The 25,029-nt window shown below is 69.2% G+C and carries 27 protein-coding genes; 15 read left to right on the plus strand and 12 right to left on the minus strand.

All coding sequences use genetic code 11. The features are described 5' to 3' along the window. The 6 genes from MKK63_RS20700 to MKK63_RS20725 form a co-directional block, all read left to right on the plus strand. A partial coding sequence (locus MKK63_RS20700) for a DNA translocase FtsK (RefSeq protein ID WP_279574781.1) occupies positions 1-1,114 on the plus strand: 1,114 nt, incomplete at its 5' end. A 247-nt stretch (positions 1,115-1,361) separates the two neighbouring features. Continuing rightward, on the plus strand, positions 1,362-1,856 hold the full coding sequence (locus MKK63_RS20705; protein ID WP_244005123.1) for an Hsp20 family protein: 495 nt from the start codon (positions 1,362-1,364) through the stop codon (positions 1,854-1,856). Between the two features lie 132 nt (positions 1,857-1,988). After that, complete coding sequence (locus MKK63_RS20710; protein ID WP_244005125.1) at positions 1,989-2,537, plus strand: Hsp20/alpha crystallin family protein; 549 nt, start codon at positions 1,989-1,991, stop codon at positions 2,535-2,537. Between the two features lie 156 nt (positions 2,538-2,693). Further along, complete coding sequence (locus tag MKK63_RS20715; RefSeq protein ID WP_244005127.1) at positions 2,694-3,143, plus strand: hypothetical protein; 450 nt, start codon at positions 2,694-2,696, stop codon at positions 3,141-3,143. Continuing rightward, a complete protein-coding gene (locus MKK63_RS20720; protein ID WP_244005129.1) occupies positions 3,140-3,484 on the plus strand; it encodes a hypothetical protein in 345 nt (114 codons plus the stop codon). The genes MKK63_RS20715 and MKK63_RS20720 overlap by 4 nt, the downstream gene beginning before the upstream one ends. 145 nt (positions 3,485-3,629) lie before the next feature. Continuing rightward, a complete protein-coding gene (locus MKK63_RS20725; protein WP_244005131.1) occupies positions 3,630-4,253 on the plus strand; it encodes an NADH dehydrogenase ubiquinone Fe-S protein 4 in 624 nt (207 codons plus the stop codon). A 281-nt stretch (positions 4,254-4,534) separates the two neighbouring features. Here MKK63_RS20725 and MKK63_RS20730 read toward each other — a convergent pair whose 3' ends face one another. The 3 genes from MKK63_RS20730 to MKK63_RS20740 form a co-directional block, all read right to left on the minus strand. After that, positions 4,535-5,575, minus strand: a complete 1,041-nt coding sequence (locus tag MKK63_RS20730) for an aldose epimerase family protein (RefSeq protein ID WP_244005134.1) — start codon at positions 5,573-5,575, stop codon at positions 4,535-4,537. Positions 5,576-5,578: 3 nt separating this feature from the next. Continuing rightward, complete coding sequence (locus MKK63_RS20735; RefSeq protein ID WP_244005136.1) at positions 5,579-6,865, minus strand: nuclease; 1,287 nt, start codon at positions 6,863-6,865, stop codon at positions 5,579-5,581. 131 nt (positions 6,866-6,996) lie between these two features. Beyond that, a complete protein-coding gene (locus tag MKK63_RS20740; RefSeq protein WP_244005138.1) occupies positions 6,997-7,911 on the minus strand; it encodes a hypothetical protein in 915 nt (304 codons plus the stop codon). 296 nt (positions 7,912-8,207) lie between these two features. On the opposite strand from MKK63_RS20740, the gene MKK63_RS20745 reads away from it, so the two are divergent. The 3 genes from MKK63_RS20745 to MKK63_RS20755 are packed head-to-tail and all read left to right on the plus strand — an operon-like array spanning position 8,208 to position 10,716. Continuing rightward, positions 8,208-9,161: a lipid kinase gene (locus tag MKK63_RS20745; RefSeq protein WP_244005140.1), complete on the plus strand. Its 954-nt coding sequence runs from the start codon at positions 8,208-8,210 to the stop codon at positions 9,159-9,161. Further along, positions 9,158-9,916 carry a TerC family protein gene (locus MKK63_RS20750; RefSeq protein WP_244005142.1) on the plus strand — a complete coding sequence of 253 codons (759 nt, stop codon included), beginning with the start codon at positions 9,158-9,160 and terminating at the stop codon, positions 9,914-9,916. The genes MKK63_RS20745 and MKK63_RS20750 overlap by 4 nt, the downstream gene beginning before the upstream one ends. After that, positions 9,916-10,716, plus strand: coding sequence for an ABC transporter substrate-binding protein (locus tag MKK63_RS20755; RefSeq protein ID WP_244005144.1), 801 nt, complete (start codon positions 9,916-9,918; stop codon positions 10,714-10,716). The genes MKK63_RS20750 and MKK63_RS20755 overlap by 1 nt, the downstream gene beginning before the upstream one ends. A gap of 6 nt (positions 10,717-10,722) precedes the next feature. Here the strand turns inward: MKK63_RS20755 and MKK63_RS20760 are convergent, their stop codons facing one another. The 3 genes from MKK63_RS20760 to leuS are packed head-to-tail and all read right to left on the minus strand — an operon-like array spanning position 10,723 to position 13,777. Next, entirely contained in the window at positions 10,723-10,920 is a 198-nt protein-coding gene (locus tag MKK63_RS20760) for a DUF2283 domain-containing protein (RefSeq protein WP_244005146.1), read from the minus strand. Next, complete coding sequence (locus MKK63_RS20765) at positions 10,892-11,173, minus strand: DUF4258 domain-containing protein (protein ID WP_244005148.1); 282 nt, start codon at positions 11,171-11,173, stop codon at positions 10,892-10,894. Before MKK63_RS20765 ends, MKK63_RS20760 begins: the two co-directional genes overlap by 29 nt. Positions 11,174-11,191: 18 nt before the next feature. After that, on the minus strand, positions 11,192-13,777 hold the full coding sequence (gene leuS, locus MKK63_RS20770) for a leucine--tRNA ligase (protein ID WP_244005150.1): 2,586 nt from the start codon (positions 13,775-13,777) through the stop codon (positions 11,192-11,194). Between the two features lie 175 nt (positions 13,778-13,952). Here leuS and MKK63_RS20775 point away from each other — a divergent pair, with 175 nt between their 5' ends. Next, positions 13,953-14,705 (plus strand): YggS family pyridoxal phosphate-dependent enzyme, encoded by a 753-nt coding sequence (locus tag MKK63_RS20775; protein ID WP_244005152.1) that lies wholly within the window; start codon positions 13,953-13,955, stop codon positions 14,703-14,705. Between the two features lie 162 nt (positions 14,706-14,867). Here MKK63_RS20775 and MKK63_RS20780 read toward each other — a convergent pair whose 3' ends face one another. From MKK63_RS20780 to MKK63_RS20795, 4 genes are all read right to left on the minus strand, one after another. Continuing rightward, positions 14,868-15,815, minus strand: a complete 948-nt coding sequence (locus MKK63_RS20780) for a UDP-glucuronic acid decarboxylase family protein (protein WP_244005154.1) — start codon at positions 15,813-15,815, stop codon at positions 14,868-14,870. A gap of 67 nt (positions 15,816-15,882) precedes the next feature. Then, positions 15,883-17,211, minus strand: coding sequence for a UDP-glucose dehydrogenase family protein (locus tag MKK63_RS20785; protein WP_244005156.1), 1,329 nt, complete (start codon positions 17,209-17,211; stop codon positions 15,883-15,885). A 156-nt stretch (positions 17,212-17,367) separates the two neighbouring features. Further along, a complete protein-coding gene (locus MKK63_RS20790; protein WP_244005158.1) occupies positions 17,368-18,333 on the minus strand; it encodes a glycosyltransferase family 8 protein in 966 nt (321 codons plus the stop codon). A gap of 335 nt (positions 18,334-18,668) precedes the next feature. Further along, complete coding sequence (locus MKK63_RS20795) at positions 18,669-19,238, minus strand: L,D-transpeptidase (RefSeq protein ID WP_244005160.1); 570 nt, start codon at positions 19,236-19,238, stop codon at positions 18,669-18,671. A 448-nt stretch (positions 19,239-19,686) separates the two neighbouring features. On the opposite strand from MKK63_RS20795, the gene MKK63_RS20800 reads away from it, so the two are divergent. The 4 genes from MKK63_RS20800 to MKK63_RS20815 all read left to right on the plus strand — a co-directional run bounded on the left by MKK63_RS20800 (position 19,687) and on the right by MKK63_RS20815 (position 22,774). Continuing rightward, positions 19,687-20,373 (plus strand): response regulator transcription factor, encoded by a 687-nt coding sequence (locus MKK63_RS20800; protein WP_244005162.1) that lies wholly within the window; start codon positions 19,687-19,689, stop codon positions 20,371-20,373. 64 nt (positions 20,374-20,437) lie between these two features. Then, positions 20,438-20,929, plus strand: coding sequence for a cyclic nucleotide-binding domain-containing protein (locus tag MKK63_RS20805; RefSeq protein WP_244005165.1), 492 nt, complete (start codon positions 20,438-20,440; stop codon positions 20,927-20,929). 36 nt (positions 20,930-20,965) lie between these two features. Further along, a complete protein-coding gene (dapD, locus tag MKK63_RS20810) occupies positions 20,966-21,841 on the plus strand; it encodes a 2,3,4,5-tetrahydropyridine-2,6-dicarboxylate N-succinyltransferase (protein WP_244005166.1) in 876 nt (291 codons plus the stop codon). A 78-nt stretch (positions 21,842-21,919) separates the two neighbouring features. Further along, positions 21,920-22,774 (plus strand): alpha/beta fold hydrolase, encoded by an 855-nt coding sequence (locus tag MKK63_RS20815; protein WP_244005168.1) that lies wholly within the window; start codon positions 21,920-21,922, stop codon positions 22,772-22,774. A 65-nt stretch (positions 22,775-22,839) separates the two neighbouring features. Here MKK63_RS20815 and MKK63_RS20820 read toward each other — a convergent pair whose 3' ends face one another. Together MKK63_RS20820 and MKK63_RS20825 are read right to left on the minus strand one after the other, a co-directional pair. Next, on the minus strand, positions 22,840-23,304 hold the full coding sequence (locus MKK63_RS20820; RefSeq protein ID WP_244005170.1) for a hypothetical protein: 465 nt from the start codon (positions 23,302-23,304) through the stop codon (positions 22,840-22,842). Beyond that, the gene (locus MKK63_RS20825) at positions 23,301-23,864 is read right to left on the minus strand and encodes a hypothetical protein (RefSeq protein WP_244005172.1); all 564 of its coding nucleotides are present in this window, start codon (positions 23,862-23,864) and stop codon (positions 23,301-23,303) included. Before MKK63_RS20825 ends, MKK63_RS20820 begins: the two co-directional genes overlap by 4 nt. A gap of 177 nt (positions 23,865-24,041) precedes the next feature. Between MKK63_RS20825 and MKK63_RS20830 the strand changes: the two genes are divergently transcribed. Next, the gene (locus MKK63_RS20830; protein WP_244005174.1) at positions 24,042-24,962 is read left to right on the plus strand and encodes an acid phosphatase; all 921 of its coding nucleotides are present in this window, start codon (positions 24,042-24,044) and stop codon (positions 24,960-24,962) included. Positions 24,963-25,029: the final 67 nt, after the last annotated feature.

Here is a 25,029-nt window from a genome sequence, read left to right on the forward strand (position 1 = left end):
CATGCCGCACCTGCTGGTGGCCGGTACCACCGGCTCGGGCAAGTCGGTGGCGATCAACACCATGATCCTGTCGCTGCTCTACCGGCTGAAGCCGGAGGAGTGCCGCCTGATCATGGTCGATCCCAAGATGCTGGAACTGTCCGTGTACGACGGCATCCCGCACCTGCTCTCCCCGGTCGTGATCGACCCCAAGAAGGCGGTGATCGCCCTCAAATGGGCCGTGCGCGAGATGGAGGAGCGCTACAAGAAGATGTCCAAGATCGCCGTCCGGAACATCGACGGCTACAACGCCCGCATGAAGGAGGCCCGCGAGAAGGGCGAGACCATCACGCGCACGATCCAGACGGGCTTCGACCGCCATACCGGCGAGGCGGTGTTCGTGGACGAGGCGATGGACCTGTCGCCGCTGCCCTACATCGTGATCGTGGTCGACGAGATGGCCGACCTGATGATGGTGGCCGGCAAGGACATCGAGGGCGCGATCCAGCGTCTGGCCCAAATGGCACGCGCGGCCGGCATCCACCTGATCATGGCGACGCAGCGCCCGTCGGTGGACGTGATCACCGGCACGATCAAAGCGAACTTCCCGACCCGGATCAGCTTCCAGGTGACCAGCAAGATCGACTCGCGCACGATCCTGGGCGAGATGGGCGCCGAGCAGTTGCTCGGTCAGGGCGACATGCTGTTCATGGCCGGCGGCGGGCGCACGACCCGGGTGCACGGGCCGTTCTGCTCGGACAGCGAGGTCGAGACCGTCGTGGCGCATCTCAAGCGCCAGGGCCGCCCGAGCTATCTCGACGCCATCACGGCCGATGACGAGGAGGGTGCCCCGGAGAAGGGCGCGAAGGGCAAGGCCGGCGCGGCGGAGTTGGAACTCGACGGCGCGGTGTTCGACCAGGGCTCCTTCGGCGAGACCGGCGGCGACCTCTACGACCAGGCCGTGCAGGTGGTGTTGCGCGACCAGAAGGCCTCAACCAGCTACATCCAGCGCCGCCTGCAGATCGGCTACAACCGCGCCGCCTCGCTGATGGAGCGGATGGAGGTCGAAGGCATCGTCGGCCCGGCCAACCATGCCGGCAAGCGCGAGATCCTGGTGGAGGACGCGGTCGGCTGAGGATCGTGGGGCGAGGCTTCGCGTCGGCAGCTCCCCCTCCCCCTTTGCGGGGGAGGGAGCCACGGGGGACCAATCGCCCCCCTCGAACACCCCGCGGCGAAAACACAAAAATACTCGTCCTCTTGAGGAACCCGCGCGCAGCTCACACGTTACGCGCGTGCGAGGCCTGGAAACGGGCTCGCGGGAGGGCGCCGGACCCGGTGTCTGGCGTCGCTTGTAGTCACGTTGCTCACAGGAGGATGTGGTTATGAGGACTTACGACGTTTCGCCCCTGTTCCGGTCGTCCATCGGGTTCGACCGCCTGTTCGAGTTGCTCAACCAAGCCGAGCGCGTCGAACCGTCCACGGCTTGGCCGCCCTACAACATCGAGAAGGTCGCCGAGGATCAGTACCGCATCACCATGGCGGTGGCAGGCTTCACGGCCGACGAAATCGCGCTGACCCAGCAGGACACCACGCTCCTCGTCGCCGGCCAGAAGGCCGCTCAGGAGGGCGAGACGCAGTATCTGCACCGCGGCATCGCGGCCCGAACCTTCCGGCAGACGTTCAATCTCGCCGAGCACGTGAAGGTGGTCGACGCGAGCCTGGAGAACGGCCTGCTCACCGTCGCGCTGAAGCGCGAGGTGCCGGAGGCCCTGAAGCCGCGCCGCATCGCCATCGGCGGCGTCACGGCGACGGCCGGCCAGGACAACGCGCCGGCGCCGGCGCAGATCAGCCGCGGGCGCGAGGCCCAGGCAGCCTGATCCCGCGTCCGCCGGCCCGGGCCCCTCCGGGGCCGGACGGACGTCCCCGGACGCAGAACGACACTCTCTTGCGGATCCCCGGACCCGGGGCCCGCTCCCGCAACTGGCAACATCTGCGATGGAGAGAGCATCATGAGCGTGAGAGATCTGATTCCCTGGAACCGCAGCACCGGCACCCCTGCCCCGGCCCGCCTGCCGAGCGAGCCGACGAGCCCGTTCCTGACGCTGCACCGCGAGGTGAACCGCCTGTTTGACGACGTGTTCAACGGGTTCGGCGTGCCAAGCCTGGTGAACTCAAGTCTGGCGAACTCAAGTCTGGCGGGCCGGAGCTTCGGCTGGCCGAACGTCGAGGTGGCGGAGGCGGACGGCGCCCTGCGCGTTTCCGCCGAGTTGCCCGGGCTCGACGAGACGGATGTCGAACTCCTGGTCGAGGATGGCGTGCTCACCCTGAAGAGCGAGAAGCGCGCCGAGACCACCGACACGGAGCGCGGCTATTCCGAGCGGAGCTACGGCCGCTTCGAGCGGTCGATCGCGCTGCCCTTCGCGGTGCAGGAGGACAAGGCCGAGGCGACCTTCCGCAACGGCGTCCTCAGCGTGACGCTGCCGCGCTCGGCCGAGGCGCCGGAGCGTCGGCGCCGCATCGTGATCAACGGCGGTGGCGCTTCGGCAGCCAAGCACTGACAGGCGCCGCGTTGGTCGAGACCGAACGCATGACGCAGCGGCCGGCGCGTCCCCCAAGGGGGCACCTGAAGGGGGCACCTGAAGGGGGTACCTGAAGGGGGCGTGCCGGCCCATTCCAGCCTTTGCCCGCACGTGGCGGGTTCCGAGGAGGGTTCCATGCAGCAGATCGAGATCCATCCCATCCAGGCCGGCCCGGCCAGGGACGGTATCGAACGTCTGGGCCCGGTGGCGGCGGCCAATCTGCGTCCGCCGGCCGTCGACCCGTTCGAGGCCTTCGTGGCGCCGGGCGACGTCTTCCGGCAGCCCCGCGAGGTGCTGACCTATCCGGGCCTGTCGGGCGCCGAGAAGCGGGCGATCCTGGCCTCCTGGGCCTCCGACGCCCGGGCGGTCGAGTCCAACCCGACCCTGCGCTGCCTGCCGGGCTGCCGGGCCGAGCCCGTCCCGATCGACGAGATTCTGGAAGCGCTCCAGGCCCTCGACGAGGGGTCCCCCGCGCCGGCTGCGTCGCGCCGACCGCTCTTCCCGGCAGCCTTCACCCGGCGCTGGGACGGAGGCCGGAGCGCGCCCGGATCCGCCCTGAACGGAACCGGGAGGGCCGTTCCATGACGACGTTCCACCTGAACAATCCGCATCGCGACCTCTGGCGCCGGCGGCGGCACCGCGCCCGCGACCAAGCGGGCGTGACCGATGAATCCATCCTGGTCAGCTGGCTGCTGACCGCCGTGATGTGCCTCGCTCTGGCGGCGCCCTGCCCGCCCGCGGCCCTGCCCTGGGTGGCGGCCGGGCTGCTGAGCCTGTTGGGCTTCACGTGGCTCGGCCTCGCCTTGACCCGGGGCGTCCCGCCGGGCGCGTCCCCCACCTTGACGACCTGGGACGCCGCGTTGCTGTCCTTCGCGGCGAGCTTCGGCGTCCAGACGGCCGCGCGGCTCGGACTCCTTGGAGCCTGACGCGTATGACGGACCCACGCGCCGCATCCCGGAGGATGCACCGGCTCCGGGATGCGATGGGATCGGAGCTCCCCGCGGCGTTCCGGTCCCGATTTCCGGTCAAGATGCCAAGAGTCAAGATGCCAAGACATGTCGGGAGGTCACCATGGAGGAACGAACGATCGGAAGCGGCCACAACGACCCGCCCGTGGCTGTGCCGCCGGGTTGGCTCGCCAGCCGCACGGCCCGCATCCGGCGCCGCGAGCGGCCGGTCGACACCGCGGACCGGGCCCGGGCGGGAACGTGGCTCCTCACCGTCGAGCGCGAAACGCCACCCGAGATCGCGCCCCTGATGGGCTGGACGGCCGGTGACGATCCCCTCGCCACGCGGGTCCAGCTCAGCTTCCCCACCCGGGCGCAGGCGATCGCCTATGCCGAGCGCCAGGGGCTGGCCTACGCGGTCGAGCCCGAGACCGGCGTCACCGGGCCCACGCCGGTCGCGCCGACGATCCCGTCCTGGCGGCCTGGCCCACGGCCGCGGCCTCCACACCCACCTGTTCGACGCGCCGCGGAGCGCCGCCGGGCCGCACCGGAGCTTCCGGATCTGGAGCGGGCGCTGATCAACCCGGCGGCGGTGTTCGCCACGCCCACGCAGGTGCTCGACCATCCCCGGCTGCTGCCCGGCTGCAAACGGGAGATCTTGCGGCGCTGGGCCTGGGATGAGTACCTGAAGGAGGTGGCGGCCGCCGAAGGCAGGCCGAGGGCGAGCCGTCGCAGCTCGACGCCGTGAAGGCCGCCCTCCTGGCGCTCGGCGAGACTTGGCATCCCCACCCGGCCGCGCCGGCCGCCGCAATGCCCGTGTCAGGGGACTTCGCGCGCGCCGCATGAGGCCGACACACGTCGGGAGTTGAAGCCCGCGACACTCCTCTCATCCTCGGCGGCCGCCTCATCGCGCTCCCGACAAGAGGTGTGGCGCCCCTCCCTCTCCCCGCAGGCGGGGCGAGGGGGAAACTGCGTCCAAGCCTCGGCGCAGCCGGCCACGTGAGAAGCCGCAAGCCTGCGCGGTGTCGCCTACACCACCGAGAACCGGAACTCGGTGGCGGCGGCAAACGTCTCGCCGGGCCGCAGCACCGCCGAGGGGAAGTTCGGGTGGTTCGGGGCGTCGGGGAAGCCTTGCGTCTCGAAGCAGACCCCGTCGCCGGAGCGGTAGATCCGCCCGGACGGCCCGATCAGCGTGCCGTCGAGGTTGTTGCCGCTGTAGAGCTGCAGTGCCGGTTGCGTGGTCCAGACATCGAGCCGACGCCCGCTGACGGGATCGATGCAGGTCGCAGCCGGCCGAAGGGTGCCGGCGGAGCCGCGCAGCGCGAAGGTGTGGTCGTAGCCCTTGGCGTAGGCGAGCTGCGGATCCCCGGTCCGGATCCGCTCCTCAAGGGTCCGCGGGGCGCGGAAATCGAACGGCGTCCCGGAGACCGATTGGAGGATGCCGGTCGGGATCTGGGTCGAATCCGTCGGCGCGAAGGCATCGGCCTCGACCTGCACGCGATGGCCGAGGACGCCGCTGGCCCCCTCCCCGGCGAGGTTGAAGTAGCTGTGGTTGGTAAGGTTCAGGATCGTGGGCCGGTCGGTCACGGCGGTGGTGTCGATGCGCAGCACCCCGTCCGCCGGCAGGCTGTAGGTGACGTGGACGTCGAGATTGCCCGGAAATCCCTCCTCCCCATCCGGCGAGCGGCGGCTCAGGACGAGGCGCGTCGCGTCGGAACCTTCCACCCGCCACAGGCGCTTGCCGAAGTTCTGCGGGCCGCCGTGCAGGGTGTTGGGCCCCTCGTTCACCGGCAACTGGTAGCTGTGTCCGTCGAGGCTGAAGCGCCCGCGCGCGATGCGGTTGGCGTAGCGGCCGACGATCGCGCCGAAGCTCGGGCTCACGGTCTCGTAGCCCGCCAGGGTGTCGAGGCCGAGAACGACGTTGGCGGTGCGGCCGTCCCGGTCGGGCACCGTGATCGCCGTGACGGCGGCGCCGAACGCGATGACGGCCACACTGATCGAGTCCCGGCTCAGGCTATGGCGGGTGACCGGGCGGCCATCCGCGGTGTCACCGAAATGCTCGGCCGGCACGCCCTAGCGCTTCCACACGCCGAGCCGCTCGCTCCGAGCGTGATCCTCGGCCGCGACCAGTTCGGGACTCGCCTCCGGTGAGGCGCGGCCGCCGCCGTTGAACAGCACCACCTCGGAGATGTCGCGCCCGTCCACGAGGCAGTTCATGGTGGCGCTGCCGGGGGCAGGCTGGCAGGTCACTTGCCGGCTGCCGATGTAGCGGGCCAGCTCCTCCGCCTGTCCGCCCCGCACCCACTCGACGCCGAACAGGTGCATCACCTTGCCGCCGACCTTGAGGGTCGCGGTGTCGATCACTTGCGCCTGTCCCGCGATGGCGTTCGGCGGCAACGGCGTGTCGGGCTCGGCATCGCCCGCGGTTTCGGGGGGCGGGGTGACCGTATCGGGAGTGGCGGACGGCGCACTCGGGGTGTTGCCACTCTGGGCCGCACTGTTCGGGGCCGTGCCGTTCGGGGCCGTACTGTTCGGAGCCTCCCCAGGGGACGCCGCCGGAGCGGCGGGGCGTGGCGCGATCGGCCCACTTCTCTCCAGGACGAGACCGGCGGCGATCACCGCCACCAGCGTGCCGGCGACCGCACCGAGAAGCAGGCGGCGCTGCCGGTGGGTCCCGTCGTCCACGCCGCCGAAGCCGAACCGGTCGCGCAGACGATCCCGGCCGTCGCGGAGCGTCTCGCCGAACCGGCCGGGCCCGCTGTTCCAGGCCGCCGCCGGATCCGTCCCCGCGGCTGCTTCGCCCGCCCCCTCGGCCGGACTTGCGAGCCGGCCGCGCAGGCGCGTCCGCAGGGTCGCGAACCGGCCGGCGGCGTTCTGGGCCAGGACGCGGCCCTGCTCGGAGGAGCGCTCCGCCAGGGAGCGGGCTCGTTCGGACTGCACCCCGACGAAGCGTGCAGTGGCGGCCTTCATCTCGTAGGCGCCGGTCAGCAGGGCCGAATCCCGGGGCTCCTCGATGGCGGGCGCGGCCGGTTCGATCTCCTCCGGCTCGGGGGGGAGGAACAGGGCGGGGTGGCGGGTGCGAAGTTCCGCGACGAGATCCGCCAGGGTCATCGGTGCGTCGGACCCGTCCCGGTGGCGCACGGCGCCGTGCCGGTCGAGCACCCGGATGCCGGTCCCGGCCTCATCGGGGATACAGGCGGCCTCGGCCAGGAGTTCGAGAGTCCGCACCGCCACGGGGCGTGGGCGGGCGCGGGCAACCGCGTCCCGGATCGCCGCGCGCAGGGCATGGCGGCTGGGACCGTCGAGGGCCGGACGGGCCGGTTCCGCCTCCTGTTGCTCCACCAGAGTCGACGACGTCATTCACCCGATCCCGGCACCACCCCGGCGCGGCCCGAAATCGATCGGCCGGGCCCGCGCGGGAGCGCCTTACAAAACATCGCATCGCCGGGATTCGTCCCCTCGGCCATCCGTCGCACGCGGCGACAGGCTCCTTACGCCTTGCCGGGCGAGGCGGCCAGGGTCCCGGCCTGGATGCTCCGCCGCAGGACACGGCCGGTCTCGCCCAGAATGTAGGGCCGCGCGCCGGCAAAGCCCACCTCCAGGATCAGCTCGGCCTCGCCGATGGAGACGGCGCCGCGCCCCGGATTGGCGGTACGGAACTCGACCAGCGTGCGGATCGTGCAGGTTTCGGCGTCGCAGGCGGTGCGCATGGCTCGCGGCTCGTAGCGCCGCTCGGGCCAGCGCTGAACGAAGCTGCGCTTCTCGGCGACGAGCCCCGCCGTGGTGACCGGGCGGCCGTAGAAGCGCACGCGCGACGCGTAGTACCGGGTCGCCGCGCCCACCATGGTGTCGTCGGACCCCGAGACGGTGGCGAGGTAGCTCGCCGTCAGCGCCCGGGCGGCGGCGACGCGCTCGGCCGACACGCCCGGCGCCGGGCCGATCGCGGCCGGCGTCTCGGCGAGGCGGTGCGGACGATAAGTCTCCTGACGCGCTTCCTGGCGCGCGTCGTAGTGTTCCCGGCGGCGCAGGCTCTCCCGGACCGGTGGACGCTCCAGGGCAGCCGCCCGCTTCGGGCCCGGCGCCCGCGTCGCCGCAGCCTTCGGCAGGGCATCCTCGCCGGGTTCCGGCTTGGCGGCCTGACGGACCGGTGCGGCGTCGCGCGGCGTCTCGGGCTGGGCCTTCGCGACATTCGTCTCCAGGTTCTTGGGCACCGCCGGATTCATCGACTCCCTCGTGGCGCCAGCGGCCGGCGCGGCGGCCCGCGGCGGGGGGTCGACCCAGCCCCCCTGGCTCGCCGCGCCCTGCTGCTGGGCCGCGGCCGTGCCCGCGAGGGCGAGCGGCAGGAGCATGCCGAGGACGAGCGATTGGGTGCGTGCCTGGAGTCGGGCGGGGCGGGTGGCGGACATCGGTGCCTTCCTGGCGGCCGGGGCGGACAGTGACGAGAACGCGCCCGCGGGGGTGGGGAGTTCCACGCAGGTCTCGGGCGCGATTGACATCCTGCCTGATCGTACGGCGGCGGGCAGCCTTGGATTGCGGGGATGATGGGGTTGCGTTCGTCCGTTTGGGTACCAAGTCGGGGACAGTCTTGGCTTTGGCCGTTCCCGGTCTCCGTTCCGTCCGCTTTCCCGCCGCTGCGCATCGAGGTTCCCGTGGCCCGACCTGACGCCAAGGCCTGCCCGACCCCACGATCCGGGAGTCCCCGATGAGTGCCGCGCCGCGCCGGGCCTTGCTGATCTGCAACGCCAAGGCCCGCAACGGTGGGTTCGACCTGGACGAGGTCCGCCGGATCCTGCGCGCGGGTGGGATCGAGCCGGTGGAGCCGCCGCCGGACGCCGATTGCCGCGCCGAGATCCGCAAACAAGCCGGGTCGGTCGATCTCGTGATCCTCGGGGGCGGCGACGGCACCATGAACTTCGCCGCCCCGGCCCTGGTGAAGGCCGGCCTGCCGCTTGCGATCCTGCCGCTCGGCACGGCCAACGACCTCGCTCGCTCCCTCAACCTGCCGCCCGATCCCCTGGAAGCCGCCCGCTTGATCCCGACCGCGGAGGCGCGGCCCGTCGATCTCGGCTGGGTCAACGGCCACTATTATTTCAACGTGGCGAGCATCGGCTTCTCGGCGGAGCTCGCGGGTGAGCTGACGGCGGAGTCGAAGAAGACCTTCGGCGTGCTGGGCTACGCGGTGGCGGCGATCCGGGTGCTGCGCCGGGTCCGGCCCTTCACGGTGACCATCGAGCACGATGGCACGGTCGAGACGATCACCACCATCCAGGTTTCGGTCGGCAACGGCCGGCACTACGGCGGCGGCATGACGGTCGCGGAGAGCGCCGCGGTGGATGACGGCAAGCTCGATTTCTACAGCCTTGAGATCGACCATTGGTGGCGGCTGATCGCGCTGCTGCCTGCGCTCCGGCGGGGCACCCACGGCCGGGCGGCCGACGTGCGGGCCTTCCACGCCCAGGAGATCCGGATCACGACCCGCCGGCCCCGGCCGGTGAACACCGATGGCGAGCTGACCACGCACACCCCGGCCCATTTCAAGGTTGTCCCGAAGATCCTGCGGGTCTTCTCCCCCGAGCCCGTGCGCGGTCCCGCCCCCTTCGATCTCGCCACCCTCGGCAACCGCCTGTTCCCGACCAGCGAGGCCCCTCACCCGTGACCGGCCTGATCCACCTTGCCAGCCAGCCCGCCGTCTGGGCCGCGCTCGCCACCCTCGTGGTGATGGAGGTGGTGCTCGGCATCGACAACCTGATCTTCATATCGATCCTGACCAACAAGCTGCCGGCCGAGCAGCAGACCCGGGCCCGGCGGATCGGCATCGGGCTGGCCCTGATCCTGCGCCTGGGATTGCTGGGAACGGTGGCGTTCATCGTGCACCTGACCGAGCCGGTTTTCTCGGTGTTCGGCCAGGACTTCTCCTGGCGCGACCTGATCCTGATCGGCGGCGGCCTGTTCCTGCTCTGGAAGGCCACCAAGGAGATCCACCACTCTGTGGACCCGGAGCCGAATTCGGAAGAATCCGGCGGCAGCCTGGGCTTCAGCGCGGCGATCGGCCAGATCCTGCTGCTCGACCTCGTGTTCTCGATCGACTCGATCATCACGGCGGTCGGCATGACCGAGCACGTGCCGGTGATGATGGTGGCGGTGATCGTCGCCGTCGCGGTGATGCTGCTCGCCGCTGAGCCGCTTTCGGCCTTCATCGCCCGCAACCCCACCGTGGTGATGCTGGCGCTCGGCTTCCTGATCATGATCGGCATGGTGCTGATCGCCGAAGGGTTCGGGGCGCACGTGCCGAAGGGCTACATCTACACCGCCATGGCGTTCTCGGCGGGCGTGGAGGGCCTCAACATGCTGGCCCGGCGGCGACGGCGTGGCGCCAAGGCTGCCCTGCCCGGTCGGGTCGAGCGAGCCTGATGCGGATCCTCGCGGCGCTCGGCCTGCTTCTCGTTCCGGTCCTCGCCTGCGCGGAGACGAAGCCCATGACGCTCGAGCCTATGACGCCCGATCCCGCCATCCTGCACGACCTCGCCCCCACCGGCACGCTCCGGGCGGCGATCAACCTCGGCAACCCGGTGCTGGCGCAGGCCGGACCGGACGGGCCCGCGGGGGTGTCGGTGGATCTCGCCCGGGCGCTCGCGGCGCGGCTCGGCGTCACGGTGACATTCGTGACCTTCCCGGGGGCGGGGGCGGTCTCGGGCTCGGCGGGGTCGGGCACCTGGGACATCTGCTTCCTGGCGATCGACCCGAAGCGGGCCGAGGGCATCGCCTTCACGGCGCCCTACGTGCTGATCGCCGGCAGCTACCTCGTGCCGGACTCCTCCCCGATCCGGACCCAGGAGGCGGTCGACCGCGACGGCGTGCGGGTCTCGGTGGGCCGCGGCAGCGCCTACGACCTGTTCCTGAGCCGGAGCCTGACCCACGCGACCCTGGTGCGGGCCCCGACATCGGCCGAGGCGGTCACGGCCTTCGCGCGGGATGGGCTGGAGGTGGCGGCCGGGGTGGCGCAGCCGCTGGCCGCCTACGCGGCGGCGCATCCGGAGGTGCGGTTGCTGCCGGGGCACTTCATGGAGATCCCGCAGGCGATGGGCCTGCCGGTCGGACGCCCGGCGGGGGCGGCCTACCTCGCCAACTTCATCGCGTGGGCGAAGCGGGAGGGGCTCGTGCGTCGCGGCCTGGAAGCCAGCGGGCAGGATCCGGGGCTGGCGGCGCCTTGACCGGCCTTACGCCGCACTGAGATGCACGAGATCCACGCCGGCCGAGAGACGCGCCTTGGTATCCAGGATCTCAATGGCGACGACGCGACCCTCCGCATCGAAATCGAAGATGATGCCGGGGCGCACCTCCTCACTCTCGCTGACCGATGTATCGGCCAGGCGCAGGTAGAGGGCGTCAGCCTCCGGATCGTATCTGACTTTCATGTCTGCGCCTCCGGCCACGATCGAGGAAAAGCGTGATGATGCGGTAAGTCAACGCCGGCTCCTCGACATAAACCACGCGCAGGATACGACCGCCGAATTCCGGCACTGCGCAATAGGCCCGCACGCGTTCGGGATACTGCGGATCCGGCTCGGTCGCCTCCGGGGCCAGGACGGTGCGCTCGACGAGCGCACGGTCGATCCCACGGTCAGCCATGTTGTTCATCGCGTGGCGCGTATAGACGAAGGCCGGCATCGGCGGTTGCCGGACGCCTCACACCACCAGATTCACAATCCGCCCCGGCACCACGATCACCTTGCGGGGCGCCCGCCCCTCCAGGATCGTCTGGACCGCCGCCAGCGCCAGGGTCGCGGCTTCCACCGCGTTCGCGTCGGCGTCCCGCTTCACGGTGACGTCCGCGCGCTTCTTGCCGTTGATCTGGACCGGCAGGGTGATCTCGTCCTCGACGAGGAGCCCGGCCTCGGTCTCCGGCCAGGACGCCTGCGCGACGAGCCCGGAGCGTCCGAGCACCGTCCAGCACTCCTCCGCCAGATGCGGCATCATCGGGGCGATCAGCTGGACCAGGATCCCGGCCGCCTCCTTGGCAACAGCCGGCGTGACCGGGCCGCGCAACCCGTCCTCCAGGGCGTTGGCCAGCGTGTAGATGTGGGCCACGCAGCGGTTGAAGCGCAGCCGCTCGATATCGTCCTGCACCGATGCCAAAGCCCGGTGGGCGGCCTTGCGCAGGGGTAGGTCCGCGTCGCCGTCGCCGGTCGCCGCGCGCGCGGCGTTCACGAGCCGCCAGACCTTCTGGACGAACCGGGCCGCGCCCTGCACGCCCTCCTCGGTCCAGATCACGTCGCGCTCGGGCGGCGAGTCGGACAGCATGAACCAGCGCGCCGTGTCGGCCCCGTAGCTCGCGATGATGTCGTCGGGATCGACCACGTTCTTCTTGGACTTCGACATCTTCTCGATCGGGCCGATCGCGATCGGCGCCTGAGTTTTCACGTGAAACGCGCGGCGCTCCCCCTCCTCCGTGGAGAAGCGGATCTCGGCCGGGGGCACCCAGGCGCCGGCCGCATCCTTGTAGGTCTCGTGCACCACCATGCCCTGCGTGAACAGGCCGGCGAAGGGTTCGGCGACGCCCGCCCAACCGGTCTCGCGCATCGCCCGCATGAAGAACCGGGCGTAGAGCAGGTGCAGGATCGCGTGCTCGATGCCGCCGATATACTGGTCCACCGCCAGCCAACGATCGACCACGGCGCGGTCCGTGGGGGCGTCGGTGAGCCAGGGGGCGGTGAAGCGGGCGTAGTACCAGGACGAATCGACGAACGTGTCCATCGTGTCGGTCTCGCGCCGGGCCGGCGCGCCGCAATGCGGGCAGGGGACGTTCCGCCACGCGGTGTCGCGCTCCAGCGGGTTGCCGGGCTGGTCGAACGACACCTCCTCGGGCAGCTTGACCGGCAGGTCGGCCACCGGCACGGGGACCGGCCCGCAGGATTCGCAGTGGATGATCGGGATCGGGCAGCCCCAGTAGCGCTGGCGCGAGACACCCCAGTCGCGCAGGCGGAACTGTACCTTGCGGGTGGCGACCCCCTCCCCTTCGAGGCGCCGGGCCACCGCCTCGAACGCCGCGTCGGTGCTCAGCCCGTCGAGGAAGCGCGAATTGATCATCCGCCCGTCCTCGACATAGGCGGTGTCGGTGATCACGAAGCTCGCCGGGTCCTGCCCCTCCGGACAGACCACCGGCGTGTTGCCGAGCCGGTACTTGTTCGCGAAATCGAGGTCGCGCTGGTCGTGCGCCGGGCAGCCGAACACGGCGCCGGTGCCGTATTCCATCAGCACGAAGTTCGCCACGTAGACCGGCAGCGCCCAGGACGGGTCGAGGGGATGGCGCACGGTCAGGCCGGTGTCGAAGCCGTGCTTCTCGGCGGTGTCGATCGCGGCCTGCGCGGTGCCGGTGCGGCGGCACTCCTCGATGAAGGCCTGGAGCTCAGGCTTATCGGCGGCGAGCGCGGCGGCGATCGGATGATCGGCGGCGATCGCCAGGAATTTTGCGCCGAACAGCGTGTCGGGCCGGGTCGTGTAGACGGTCACCGATTCGGGCACGCCGGCCGGTGGATGGGCCAGGGCGAACCGGACCTCCAGCCCCTCCGAGCGGCCGATCCAGTTCTTCTGCATCAGCCGGACTTTCTCCGGCCAGCGGTCCAGACCATCGAGGGCGGTCAGCAGATCCTCGGCGAAGTCGGTGATCTTGAAGAACCATTGGGTCAGCTCGCGCTGCTCGACCAGCGCGCCCGAGCGCCAGCCGCGCCCGTCGATCACCTGCTCGTTGGCCAGCACCGTGTGGTCCACCGGGTCCCAGTTCACCTTGGCGGTGCGGCGGGTGACGAGGCCCTTGTCGAGAAAGTCCAGGAACATGCGCTGCTGGTGCTTATAGTAGTCGGGATCGCATGTCGCGATCTCCCGGCTCCAGTCGAGCGACAGGCCCATGGCCTTCAGCTGGTCGCGCATCGACGCGATGTTGGCGTAGGTCCAGTCCCGCGGGTTGACCTTGCGCTCCATGGCGGCGTTCTCGGCCGGCAATCCGAAGGCGTCCCAACCCATCGGGTGCAGCACGTTGAAGCCGCGGGCGCGCTTGTAGCGCGCCACCACGTCGCCCATCGCGTAGTTGCGGACGTGGCCCATGTGGATCCGCCCCGACGGGTAGGGGAACATCTCCAGCACGTAGTATTTCGGGCGGCTGTCGGCATTGTCGGTCTCGAACAGGCGCCGCTCGGCCCAGGCCTCCTGCCAGCGCGGCTCGGCATCCTTGGCGTTGTAGCGCTCGACGGGTTGGGGAACGGCGGTGCTGGTCATGGATCCGGCGGGGTCAGGGGCTCGTCGGTCGTTTTGCGGAATGACGACGGCACGGTCGCGCCGCGATAGCATATCTGCGCGGGAGCCGGTCAACGCAGCGTGCGATTCGGGCTTGCGCGGGGCGCGCGAGCGCATAGGTCGGAACCGGCGCCCGGCAGCGACAGGACAGTCAGGTATGGACGACGCGATCACCGATTCGAACTCCCCGGCGGCGGACGGGATGGGGCACCCGACCGCGAAGCTGCCGGTCGGACAGGCCGACGTCGCCGCCGGGCTCGCCGAGGTGCGGGCGGCGATCGCCCGGGCGGCCGAGGATTCGGAGCGTGACCCGTCCGAGGTTCAGCTGGTCGCCGTCTCCAAGACCGTGCCGGCCGAAGGCATCCTGCCGGCGCTCGAGGCGGGGCAGCGGGTGTTCGGCGAGAACTACGTGCAGGAGTCGACGGCGAAGTGGCCGGACCTGCGCGCCCGCTACCCGGATGTGGAACTGCACCTCGTCGGGCCGCTACAATCCAACAAGGCCCGGGAGGCGGTGGCGCTGTTCGACGTGATCCACGCCCTGGACCGGCCGTCGCTGGCCGCCGCGCTCGCCAAGGAGATCGCCCGGTCGGGCCGGACTCCGAAGCTGCTGATCCAGGTCAACACCGGCGCGGAACCCCAGAAGGGCGGCGTGTTGCCGGACCAGCTGGCCACCCTGCTCGCCGAGTGCCGCGACACGCACGGGCTGGCGATCCAGGGGTTGATGTGCATCCCCCCCGCGGAGGATCCGCCCTCGGCGCATTTCGCCCTGCTAGCCCGGCTGGCTCAGGAGCACGACCTGCCGATCCTCTCCATGGGCATGAGCGCCGACTTTCCGGCGGCGATCCAGCTCGGCGCCACCCATGTCCGGGTCGGGACAGCCATCTTCGGGGCACGCAAGCCGAAAACGTAGCGACGCCTGGCTCATGTCCCGGTTTCGAAAGCTCGAGACCTTTCGCGGGTCCAGGGCAGAGCCCTGGTGCCGGGCTTCGCCCGTATCTCGGGGGGCTCTGCCCCCGAACCCCTGCCCAAGGGCTCGCCCTTGGGGAACCCGCTATTTGCCGTCCGACACGACCTAAAGCGTCGCGCGGAAATACGCGATCGTCCGCTCCAACCCCTCGCGGAGTTGCACGGTCGGCTCCCAATCCAGAATGGCCTTCGCCTTCCCGATATCGGGCCGACGCTGCCGCGGGTCGTCCGGCGGCAGGGGACGGTGGGTGATCCGCGAGCGCGAATCCGTTAGCTCGATCACCATGTGGGCGAGGTCCCGGATCGTGAACTCGTTCGGATTGCCGATGTTGATCGGTCCGGTCACCTCAGGCCCGCTGTCCATCAGGCGGACGAAGCCCTCGATCAGGTCGCTCACGTAGCAGAACGAGCGCGTCTGCTCCCCGTCGCCGTAAAGCGTGATCTCGTCGCCCCGGAGCGCCTGCATGATCAGGTTCGAGACGACGCGGCCGTCGTTCGGGTGCATGCGCGGGCCGTAGGTGTTGAAGATGCGCACGACCTTGATCGGCAGATTGTGCTGGCGCCGGTAGTCGAAGAACAGGGTCTCGGCACAGCGCTTGCCCTCGTCGTAGCAGGAGCGGAAGCCGATCGGGTTGACGTGGCCGACGTATTCTTCGACCTGCGGATGCACTTCCGGGTCGCCGTAGACCTCCGACGTGGAGGCCTGGAACACCTTGATCCGCAGGCGCTTGGCCAAGCCCAGCATGTTGATCGCGCCGATGACGCTCGTCTTCGTCGTCTGGACCGGATCGAACTGGTAATGCACCGGCGAGGCCGGGCAGGCGAGATTGTAGATCTCATCGACTTCGACGTAGAGCGGGAATGTCACGTCGTGACGCAGGATCTCGAAGCGCGGATTGCCCAGCAGATGCGCGATATTGCGCCGCGTGCCGGTGTAGAAGTTGTCGACGCACAGGACTTCATGTCCGTCGTTGAGCAGACGCTCGCAGAGATGCGAACCGAGGAAACCGGCACCGCCCGTCACCAGGATCTTCTTCGTATCGTCGTAGCGCACGCTCGAACCCTCCTTCCACCCAACGCTCCGGGCCCCGCCCGGGTGCGGCCGCCGCTACGCCGATCCCTCACGCGTCGAGGGCGGGCCCGTCCCCGCGCCGACCGACGCTCGTGTAGGAAAATCCGTGACGGCGGGCCGTTTCCGGTTCGTAGATATTGCGCAGATCGATCAAGACCGGTGTTGCCATGATCGCCCGCAGCCGGGCGAGGTCGAGGGCGCGGAAAGCGTTCCACTCGGTCACGATCACCACCGCGTCGGCCCCCTCCGCGCAGGCATAGGCGTCGTCGGCGAAGTCCACGCCGGGCATCAGCGGGCGGGCCTGCTCCAGGCCCTCGGGATCGTAGGCGCGGACACGGCAGCCCGCATCCTGCAGACCGGTGGCGATCGCCAGGGACGGGGCCTCGCGCATGTCGTCGGTGTCCGGCTTGAAGGTGAGGCCGAGCATGGCCACCGTCTTGCCCCGCACCGATCCGCCGCAGGCCCGGATCACCTTGCGGGCCATCGCGCGCTTGCGGCTGTCGTTGACCGCCACGACGGTCTCGACGATCCGCAACGGCACCTCGTGGTCCTGCGCGGTCTTCACCAGCGCCAGGGTGTCCTTCGGGAAGCAGGATCCCCCGTAGCCCGGACCTGCATGGAGGAATTTCGGCCCGATCCGTCCGTCGAGGCCGATCCCGCGCGCCACGGCCTGAACGTCCGCGCCGACGACCTCGCACAGTTCGGCAATTTCGTTGATGAACGTGATCTTGGTCGCCAGGAACGCGTTGGCGGCGTATTTCGTGAGTTCGGCCGTCCGCCGGCCCATCACGAGGATCGGGGCCGCGTTGAGATACAGGGGGCGATAGATCTCGCGCATCACCGCCTCGGCGCGCGGATCGTCCACGCCGATGACGATCCGATCGGGCCGCTTGAAGTCGGAGATCGCGGCGCCTTCCCGGAGGAATTCCGGGTTCGAGACGACCGAGACATCCGCCTCGGGGGCGACCTCACGCACGATCCGCTCGACCACGTCGCCCTCCCCCACCGGAACGGTCGACTTGGTCACAATGACCGTGAAACCCCTGACGGACCGGGCGATTTCCTGCGCAGCCTCGCGGACATAGGTCATGTCAGCAAAGCCGTCCCCGCGGCGCGACGGCGTACCGACCGCGATGAAGACGGCCTCCGCCTGGGCGACCGCGGGGCCGAGATCCGTCACGAAGGCCAGCCGGCCTTGGGCGACGTTGTCGGCGACGAGGTCGCCGAGGCCCGGCTCGTAGATCGGCATCCGCCCCGCATTCAAGGCCGCAATCTTCGCGGGATCCTTGTCGATGCAGACGACCGAATGGCCGAAATCCGCCAGGCAGACCCCGGTGACCAGCCCGACATAGCCCGATCCGACCACGGCCAGACGCATACGTTCCTCCTCGGACCCCGGTCCGCAAGATCAGATCGTTTCCGCATTGGGGGCGATGCCGTTCCATCGAGAGCGCGCTCCGACGAAGCGGACACCGGTTCGGTGCACGAGAGCGCGTCAAAACACGGCTCTCGGAGGAGTACAGGACGATCCCGTTCAGATGATCGTATCCAACTCCTGCACGATCCTCCTGCGGCGAGAATAGACATTGTCCCAGATATACGGCTCGACGATACTCTTGTACCGGGTCTGGAGGATGTATTTGACCTTCTTCAGACCTTTGAGAGGCTGGGTCTTCTGATTGGTGTTCGGAAAGGACTTCGCAAACTCGGTATAGACCTGAAAGTATGCGTCTCCCCAGGGGGCGAAAGGGCCGTGCCAGGGGCGTGGGTTCGAGCAGAAATGCAGCAGGTTGGCGGGCACCTCTCGAAAATGGCTATAGTTCATGAGGAAGGTGGGGAAATTCCACTTCATGGACATCAAATTCTTGTTGCCAGACAATATAATATTCAGAGCGTCCTGATCAAAAAAAGTGAAAGCATTCTTATTCCGGGCGAGCAGATTTTTGATCTCCGATCGCAAGTCACCGATGATACTCCTCTTGAGTTTCATGACGCCCGAATTGAAATACCGCTCGTGTTTATCTTCACCGATATTTAGAGATCGGAAATATTGTTTGATGCGCTTCGCCATCCGAGTGTTGTCGTTGACGATCAAGGTCATGGCATCGCGGGCCGCCACGAAATCGTGGTGTGCTAGGCCGGGCGCGAACAGGCCCTCGAGGGAGTTGGGCACCTGTGTATCGCCGTCGATATACACCAGGTTCCTGTATTGTGCCGGAAGCGCTTTGTCGAGAAACAGCCGCGCGTAGGCGAGAGGGACGCCCTCAAGTTCAGATTGGGGCATCAGGATGAATTTGATCCCGGAGGCCTCGGAAAGTGTCGCCGCTAGCCTTGTGTTGTCATTCGGCTCATCGAAACACACGATGGCGACATCGGCGCGCGCATGCGGCGTGTTTTTTCTGACCTGCAGGGCACTCAATGTTGCAGGAAACAAATAATTCGAATCGACAGCATAGCAAACGCAATTTTCCTGCATTGCCGCCTCGGCTGATGAACTCAATTATTGGTCAATAATGGCTTATCATGCAGCATTGACGAAATCAAATTAAATATTGAGAATTTTTATAGATACGAATTCTTGCCGCTTCCGAAATACAACTAGGTTCATTACTAAATATTTCAAAAATCAAAGAGCCCTGCCGTAGAGCAAAAAGTCGATTTTTTGATCCTTGGCCAAAATCAATCTCAATAAAAGTGAATTCATATTTACGATGATTTTTCTATGATGAAGACGGCTCTACACAGCTGTTTTAACGATTCGAAATCAGAATTCATGAAATGCGGATGTCTTTTCGAACCCCGTGTTCACGCGCGTGTGAACACGGGGAGGCGCCTTCACCCGATCCGCAGGTAGGTCCGCGGCCCGAGCCGCCGCAGCAGCCGCAACAGATCGGCCCGGGCGAGTGCGACGCAGCCCTCCGTGGGGCGGTAGCCATCCCGGGCGAGGTGCAGGAAGATCGCAGACCCCCGCCCCCTGCGGATCGGCCCGCGATTGTAGTCGAGGTCGATCACCACGTCGTAGAGCCCGTCGTCCCGCCACATCGATTCGGCGCTGACGCCCGGGGCCGGCAGGCGGATCGGGCGGTTGTAGCGGCGGTCCCGGATTTCGTCGCACCAGCCGTCGCCGGGCCGGGTCGCCCGGAGCGGCAGGGTCGTGCGTGGGCGAAGCCCGAGATGGTCGGGGCGGTAGGCACCGCCGCGCACCCGGAACCGTCCGCGGGGCGAGCCGCCATCACCCTCGCGCTTGTCGACGACGATGCCGCCGGCGCCGAGCGCACAGGGAATCACCATGGGTCCGACCAAGAGCTGGCCCCGGGACCGGTTGCCGATCACCGCGCGCACGCGGATCTCGCGCACCGTCACGGGGACGCCGTCCTCGGCCCGTCCGCCCGGCCGTCGCCGCATATCCGCCCTCCACCAAGCCGCCCTCCACCAAGCCGCCCTGCCCCAAGCCGCCCTGCCCCAAGCCGGCTGGCCGGCCTCGATCGGCGCGCCTTATGCCCGATATTCGCGCCCGGACGGATGAAAATTGCGCACAAGGCAATTTCCGGCCACAAAGTGTGCTCTATCCTTGCTCGCAACCCGGGACGTCAGCCGGGACTTCGGAGGAGACCGGTCCCGCGCCAGCGCGGGCGGGGCACCTTCGGAGTCCGGCACGGCGGCCCGGCCACCGCAGCAGACCCGCTCGCCGGGGCGTCCTCCGCCTCGACGGCGCAATGATGCGGACACGAAAGCCTCCGCAGAATCGCTGCGATCGCGTATCGCCACGATCCTGCCGAGAACCGCTAGTCTTGCGTGCTGCCCCCGGGAGGATCGCCCTCCCCAACCGGCGGCCTGTCCTGGGACCCGGACGATGTCGAATGCCTACCGCCTGCTGATCTGCGACGATGACGCGATCCTGCGCGACACCCTAACCGAACAGCTCGATCTCTGCGACGAGTTCACGGTCTTCACCGAGGCGAATGCCGCGGACGCGATCCGGCGGACCGCCACGGAGCGCATCGACCTCGCCGTGATGGATGTCGGCCTGCCCGATCTCGACGGGCGTGAGGCCGTGCGCCGGATGCGCACCGGCGGCTTCCGCGGACCGGTGATCATGCTCACCGCCCAGGATTCCGAGGCCGATCACGTCGAGGGGCTGGAGGCCGGCGCCAACGACTACGTCACCAAGCCGTTCAAGTTCGGCATCCTGCTGGCCCGGATCCGTGCCCACCTGCGCAGCCACGAGGCCTCCGAGGACGCGGTGTTCCAGATCGGCCCCTACACGTTCCGGCCCGGCGCCAAGCTGCTGGTCGGCGAGCGCGGCTCGAAGCTCAAGCTCACCGAGAAGGAGACCGCGATCCTGCGCTTCCTCTATCGGGCGGGCCGGGCCGTGGTGAACCGCGACACGTTGCTGGCAGAGGTCTGGGGCTACAACGCCCACGTCACCACCCACACGCTGGAGACGCATATCTACCGGCTGCGCCAGAAGATCGAGCCCAACCCGGCCACCGCCGCGATCTTGGTGACGGAGGGCGGTGGATACAAGTTGCTGCCCTGACGAAAAGACGTTTACCGTATATGCGACCAATCGGTACGCGTATGCGCAGGGTGGTGAGGCGTTCTTGGGGCTCGACGACGATATCGCGATCCTCGCCGGTGCGCCGCTGTTCGGCTTCCTCGATCGGGATGCCCTGCGCCTGCTGACCTTCGCGGCCGAGCGCCGCGATCTCGCGGATGGCGACCTGCTGTTTGCCCGCGGCGACCCGGCCGATGGCGGCTTCGTGGTGATGTCGGGCACGATCCGGCTCGAGCCCCGGGACGCCCGCGCCGAGCCGGTCCGGGCCGGCCGCTCCGCGCTGATCGGGCAGCTCGCCCTGTTCGTGCGCGGGACGCGCCCGACCGTGGCCCGGGCCGAGAGCGCCACCGCGGTCATGCGCATCACCCCGACGCTGATGCGCCGCGTGCTTGAGGAATTTCCGGAGGCCGCGCAGGCCGTCCACGCGACGCTGGCGGACGACCTCGCGGACTTGGCGGCCGACCTCGATCGGGTGCGCGCGCTCCTCGACGTGATCGACGGCATCTCCTCAGGTGACAGCCCCGGTGCCCGCTTGTAAGCACGGACTCCCCGCCACGAGAGTGTTTCGACCTCCATGTCCCAGGCCGGCAAGCCCATTTCTGATCTCGCCCATTCCGATCTCGCCCAGACCATCGAAGCCGCCTGGGAGGACCGCGCCAATATCTCGACCGCCACCAAGGGCGCGGTGCGCGAGGCCGTGGAGGCGGCGCTCGATCTGCTCGATTCCGGCAAGGCCCGGGTCGCCGAGAAGAGCGGCAACCACGATTGGGTGGTCAACCAGTGGCTGAAGAAGGCGGTGCTGCTCTCCTTCCGTCTCAACGACATGGCGACGATCGAGGGCGGCCCCGGCGGCGCGCCCTGGTGGGACAAGGTCGCCTCCAAGTTCGCCGGCTGGGGCGAGGCCGAGTTCCGCGCTGCAGGCTTGCGGGCGGTGCCGGGCTGCTTCGTGCGTCGCGGCTCCTACATCGCGCCCGGCGCCGTGCTGATGCCGAGCTTCGTCAATCTCGGCGCCCATGTCGGCGAGGGCACGATGGTCGACACCTGGGTGACGATCGGCTCCTGCGCGCAGGTGGGGAAGAACTGCCACATCTCCGGCGGCGCCGGCATCGCGGGCGTGCTGGAGCCGCTCCAGGCCAACCCGGTGATCATCGAGGACGATTGCTTCATCGGCGCCCGCGCCGAGGTGGCCGAGGGCGTGATCGTCGGCCAGGGCAGCGTCCTGTCGATGGGCGTCTATATCGGCGCCTCCACCAAGATCGTGGACCGCGCCACCGGTGAGGTGATGTACGGGCGCGTACCGCCCTACTCGGTGGTGGTCTCGGGCACGATGCCCGGCAAGGCCCTGCCGGATGGCTCGCCGGGCCCCGGCCTGTACTGCGCGGTGATCGTCAAGCGCGTCGATGCGGGCACCCGGTCCAAGACCGCCATCAACGAGTTGCTGCGCACCTAAACTGCGCGCCAGGGCTTTGCCCTGGCAACCCACCGAAGGGCGCAGCCCTTTGGGATCCCCGATCGGGTGGATTGCCGGATGGACACGCAGGCGCTGAACCTCACGGTGGTGGGCTGGCCGGTGCCGACGCCCTGCGACGTGATCGGGCAGGGGAAGGCGGCGCTGCTGCTGCCGGCCCTGTCGACCATCTCGGCGCGAGCCGAGATGGAAGGCCTCGCCCGCGCCCTCGGGTCCGACTATCGCTGCCGCATCCCCGACTGGCCGGGCTTCGGCGCCCGGGCGCGGGCGCGGGTGCCCCTGGCTCCCGAAACCTTCCACACCTTCCTGGATGCGCTGCTCGAAGCCGCCCCGGGGCCCTACGCCCTCGGGGTCGCGGCCGGTCACGCCGCCGGCTATCTGGTCGCGACGGCGCGCCGCCATCCGAAAGCCTTCGACCGGCTGGTGCTGGTGGCGCCGACCTGGCGCGGGCCGCTGCCCACCGCGATGCCGGGCCGCGCCCACTGGTTCCCGCGGATCCGCCGGGCCGTGGAGGCGCCGCTCCTCGGCGAGGCACTCTACCGGATCAACATCAGCCCGCCGATCATCGGCCGGATGCTGCGCGCCCACGTCTACGCCGACGCCGCCCGGGTGACCCCGGCCCTGATCCGCGAGAAGCACGCCATCACCCGCCAGCGCAACGGCCGGTTCGGCACCGCCGCCTTCGTCACCGGCGGGCTCGACCCGGTGGGCAGCCGCACGGATTTCCTCGACCTGTTCGCGGGCGATCTGCCGCCGACCCTGGTGCTGCGCTCTGAGGGCGCGCCGCGCCGCTCGGGGGCCGAGATGGACGCGCTGATCGCCTCCGGCCGCGTGACCGGCGCCGCGATCCCCGGGGCGCTCAGCCCGCACGAGGAATACCCGGAGGCGGTCGCGGCCGCGATCCGGGCGGCATGAGGGTTATCGTCGAGGGATTCCAAAGGACGTAAGCCCTTTGGTGGGTCGCCAGGGCAAAGCCCTGGTCATCGGGCTTCGCCCGATGGCAGGGTTCCACCCTGCCCCCGGGGATGCTCGGGCGGCAGCGTGATCACGCCGCGATGATAGGGGAACCGGGCGCGCTGGAGCGGGTCGGGCCCCGTGAAGATCAGCCGCGTCCGGAACGCCACCGGGCTGACGCAGATCAGGTAGCTCCGCAAAGCCCGCTCATCAGGGACGAACAGGGCCTTGGTCAGATAGCGATCCCCGGCGCGGACCCAGCTGGGGATCGGCAAGCCCCAGCGCCGGGCCAGATGCTCCCCGACCCCGCCCAGGAAGGCGTCGGCCTCCGGCAGCCCGATCCGGCCGGGCTCCTCCGCGATGAAGGTCGCCTGCCGGGCCGTGTCGCCATCGGCCGCGTAGAAGGCGTCGAGGAAGTCGCGCAGGTGGTGCTCCCAGTCGCCGTCGTCGTGCGCGCGCGCGACCAATGCGGTGAGGTTATGCGGCCTCACGGGTTCGCCCCCACGACGGTTCGGAAGCGGGCGCGCGCCTCCGGCGGCGGTGCCTCGCCGTAGATCGAGCGGTAGAGATGATCGAGGGTCTCGACATCGCCGATGTTCAGGTGGGCCGCCAAGGCCCGCGCGTCGTTCAGATCCCGGTCGCCGCGGTCGAGGCTTTCGAGCGCATGGAGTTTCATCGCCAGCAGATAGGACGGTGTCGCCAGGACCGTCCGGAGACCGGGTGTGCCGCCCGTCGGATAGGTGCCGGCCAGCGCGAACAGGGACTCGTCCTCGTCGAGGGGCGTGAACATGCCGACCGCATCGTTGAGCCAATCCGGCTCGAAGCCCAACCGCTCGGCGACGCGCTGCACCGAAGGGGCGAGGGCGGCTTCGTCGTAGCCGGCCCGGACCACGGCATCGACATCCTCCGTGGACCGGCGCCACGCGAATTGCAGCATCAGAGCCCCGCCGCCGTAGACGGCGAGTTCGACGAACTGCCCATGATCGGCCAAGTCGGAGCCCAGGGCCTCGAAGGCTTCGAGGAGACGGGCGCGGTCGAGCGGTTGAGCCATCGTGCCGGATACCGGTGTCGTTTCAAGAGGGTTCGCGCCTCCCGGTGCCGGGGTCAACACCGGGACGCCCGCCCTGGACAGGCGCCGGCACCTGTGCAGGGACTGAACCGGCCGGGCGAGCCGTTCGTTTGGCAGCGGGAGCGGCCCGCCGATTCATCCGAGCCCGCCACGGATCCGATGCCCCGCACCTTGACCCTGCCGACCGCCACCCTGTCGCTTCTGGCCCTGCTCGCCGCCGCGATCCCGGCCTGGGCCGAAGAGGCGCCCCGCCCGGCCCCATCGTCTGCCCCATCGTCTGCCCCATCACCTGCGCCTTCGGCTCCGCCCTCCCTCGGCGCCGACACGCTCAAGCCCGGCAAGCCGGCGGTGAAGCCCTACCTCGCCGATACGGCGCTGCCGGACGCGGTCCAGATCCTGCCGCCGCCGCCGGCTCACGACGCGCCCCTCGACAAGGCCGACCGGGCGGCCTTTGCCACCACCCGCGCCCTCAAGGGCAGCCCCCGCTGGGAGATCGCCGCCAACGACGTGGCCGAGGGTGCGGCCGCGGTGCTGGAGAACTTCGCCTGCGTGCTCGGGACGCGGATCGACCAGGCCCGGGTGCCGGCGGTGATCAACCTGCTGGAGCGCACCCGCCTCGACCTCGCCCATGCCACCCGGGCCCCGAAGGTGCATTACCGGCGCCTGCGCCCGTTCGTGGGCAACGAGGCGCCGATCTGTGTGCAGCGGACCGAGAAACTCGCCGACAGCTTCAGCTACCCGTCCGGTCACGCCACCCAGGGCTGGGCCTACGCGCTGATCCTGGCCGCCCTAGTACCCGAGAAGGCGACCGCGATCCTGGTGCGCGGGCGGGCCTACGGCGAGAGCCGCGTCGTGTGCGGCGTGCACTGGCTCAGCGACGTGGTGGCGGGGCGCCTCACCGGCACGTCGGTCTTCGCCGCCTTGATGGGCGATCCGAGCTTTCGGGCCGACATGGAGAAGGCCCGCGCCGAACTCCGCACGGCCATGACGAGTGCCGGGACGGGCGCCGGGGCAGCCCCCGATCAGGCCATCTGCACCCGGGAGACAGATGCTCTACGCGAGCCGCCACTGGAGTTCTAGGCTCGAACGATTCCAGTTTTTAAGTCTTCTAAGTGTGTGATTTACAACACGTATTTGGCTTGATCAA

It is taken from the genome of Methylobacterium sp. J-088, assembly GCF_022829295.1.
Lineage (GTDB): Bacteria > Pseudomonadota > Alphaproteobacteria > Rhizobiales > Beijerinckiaceae > Methylobacterium.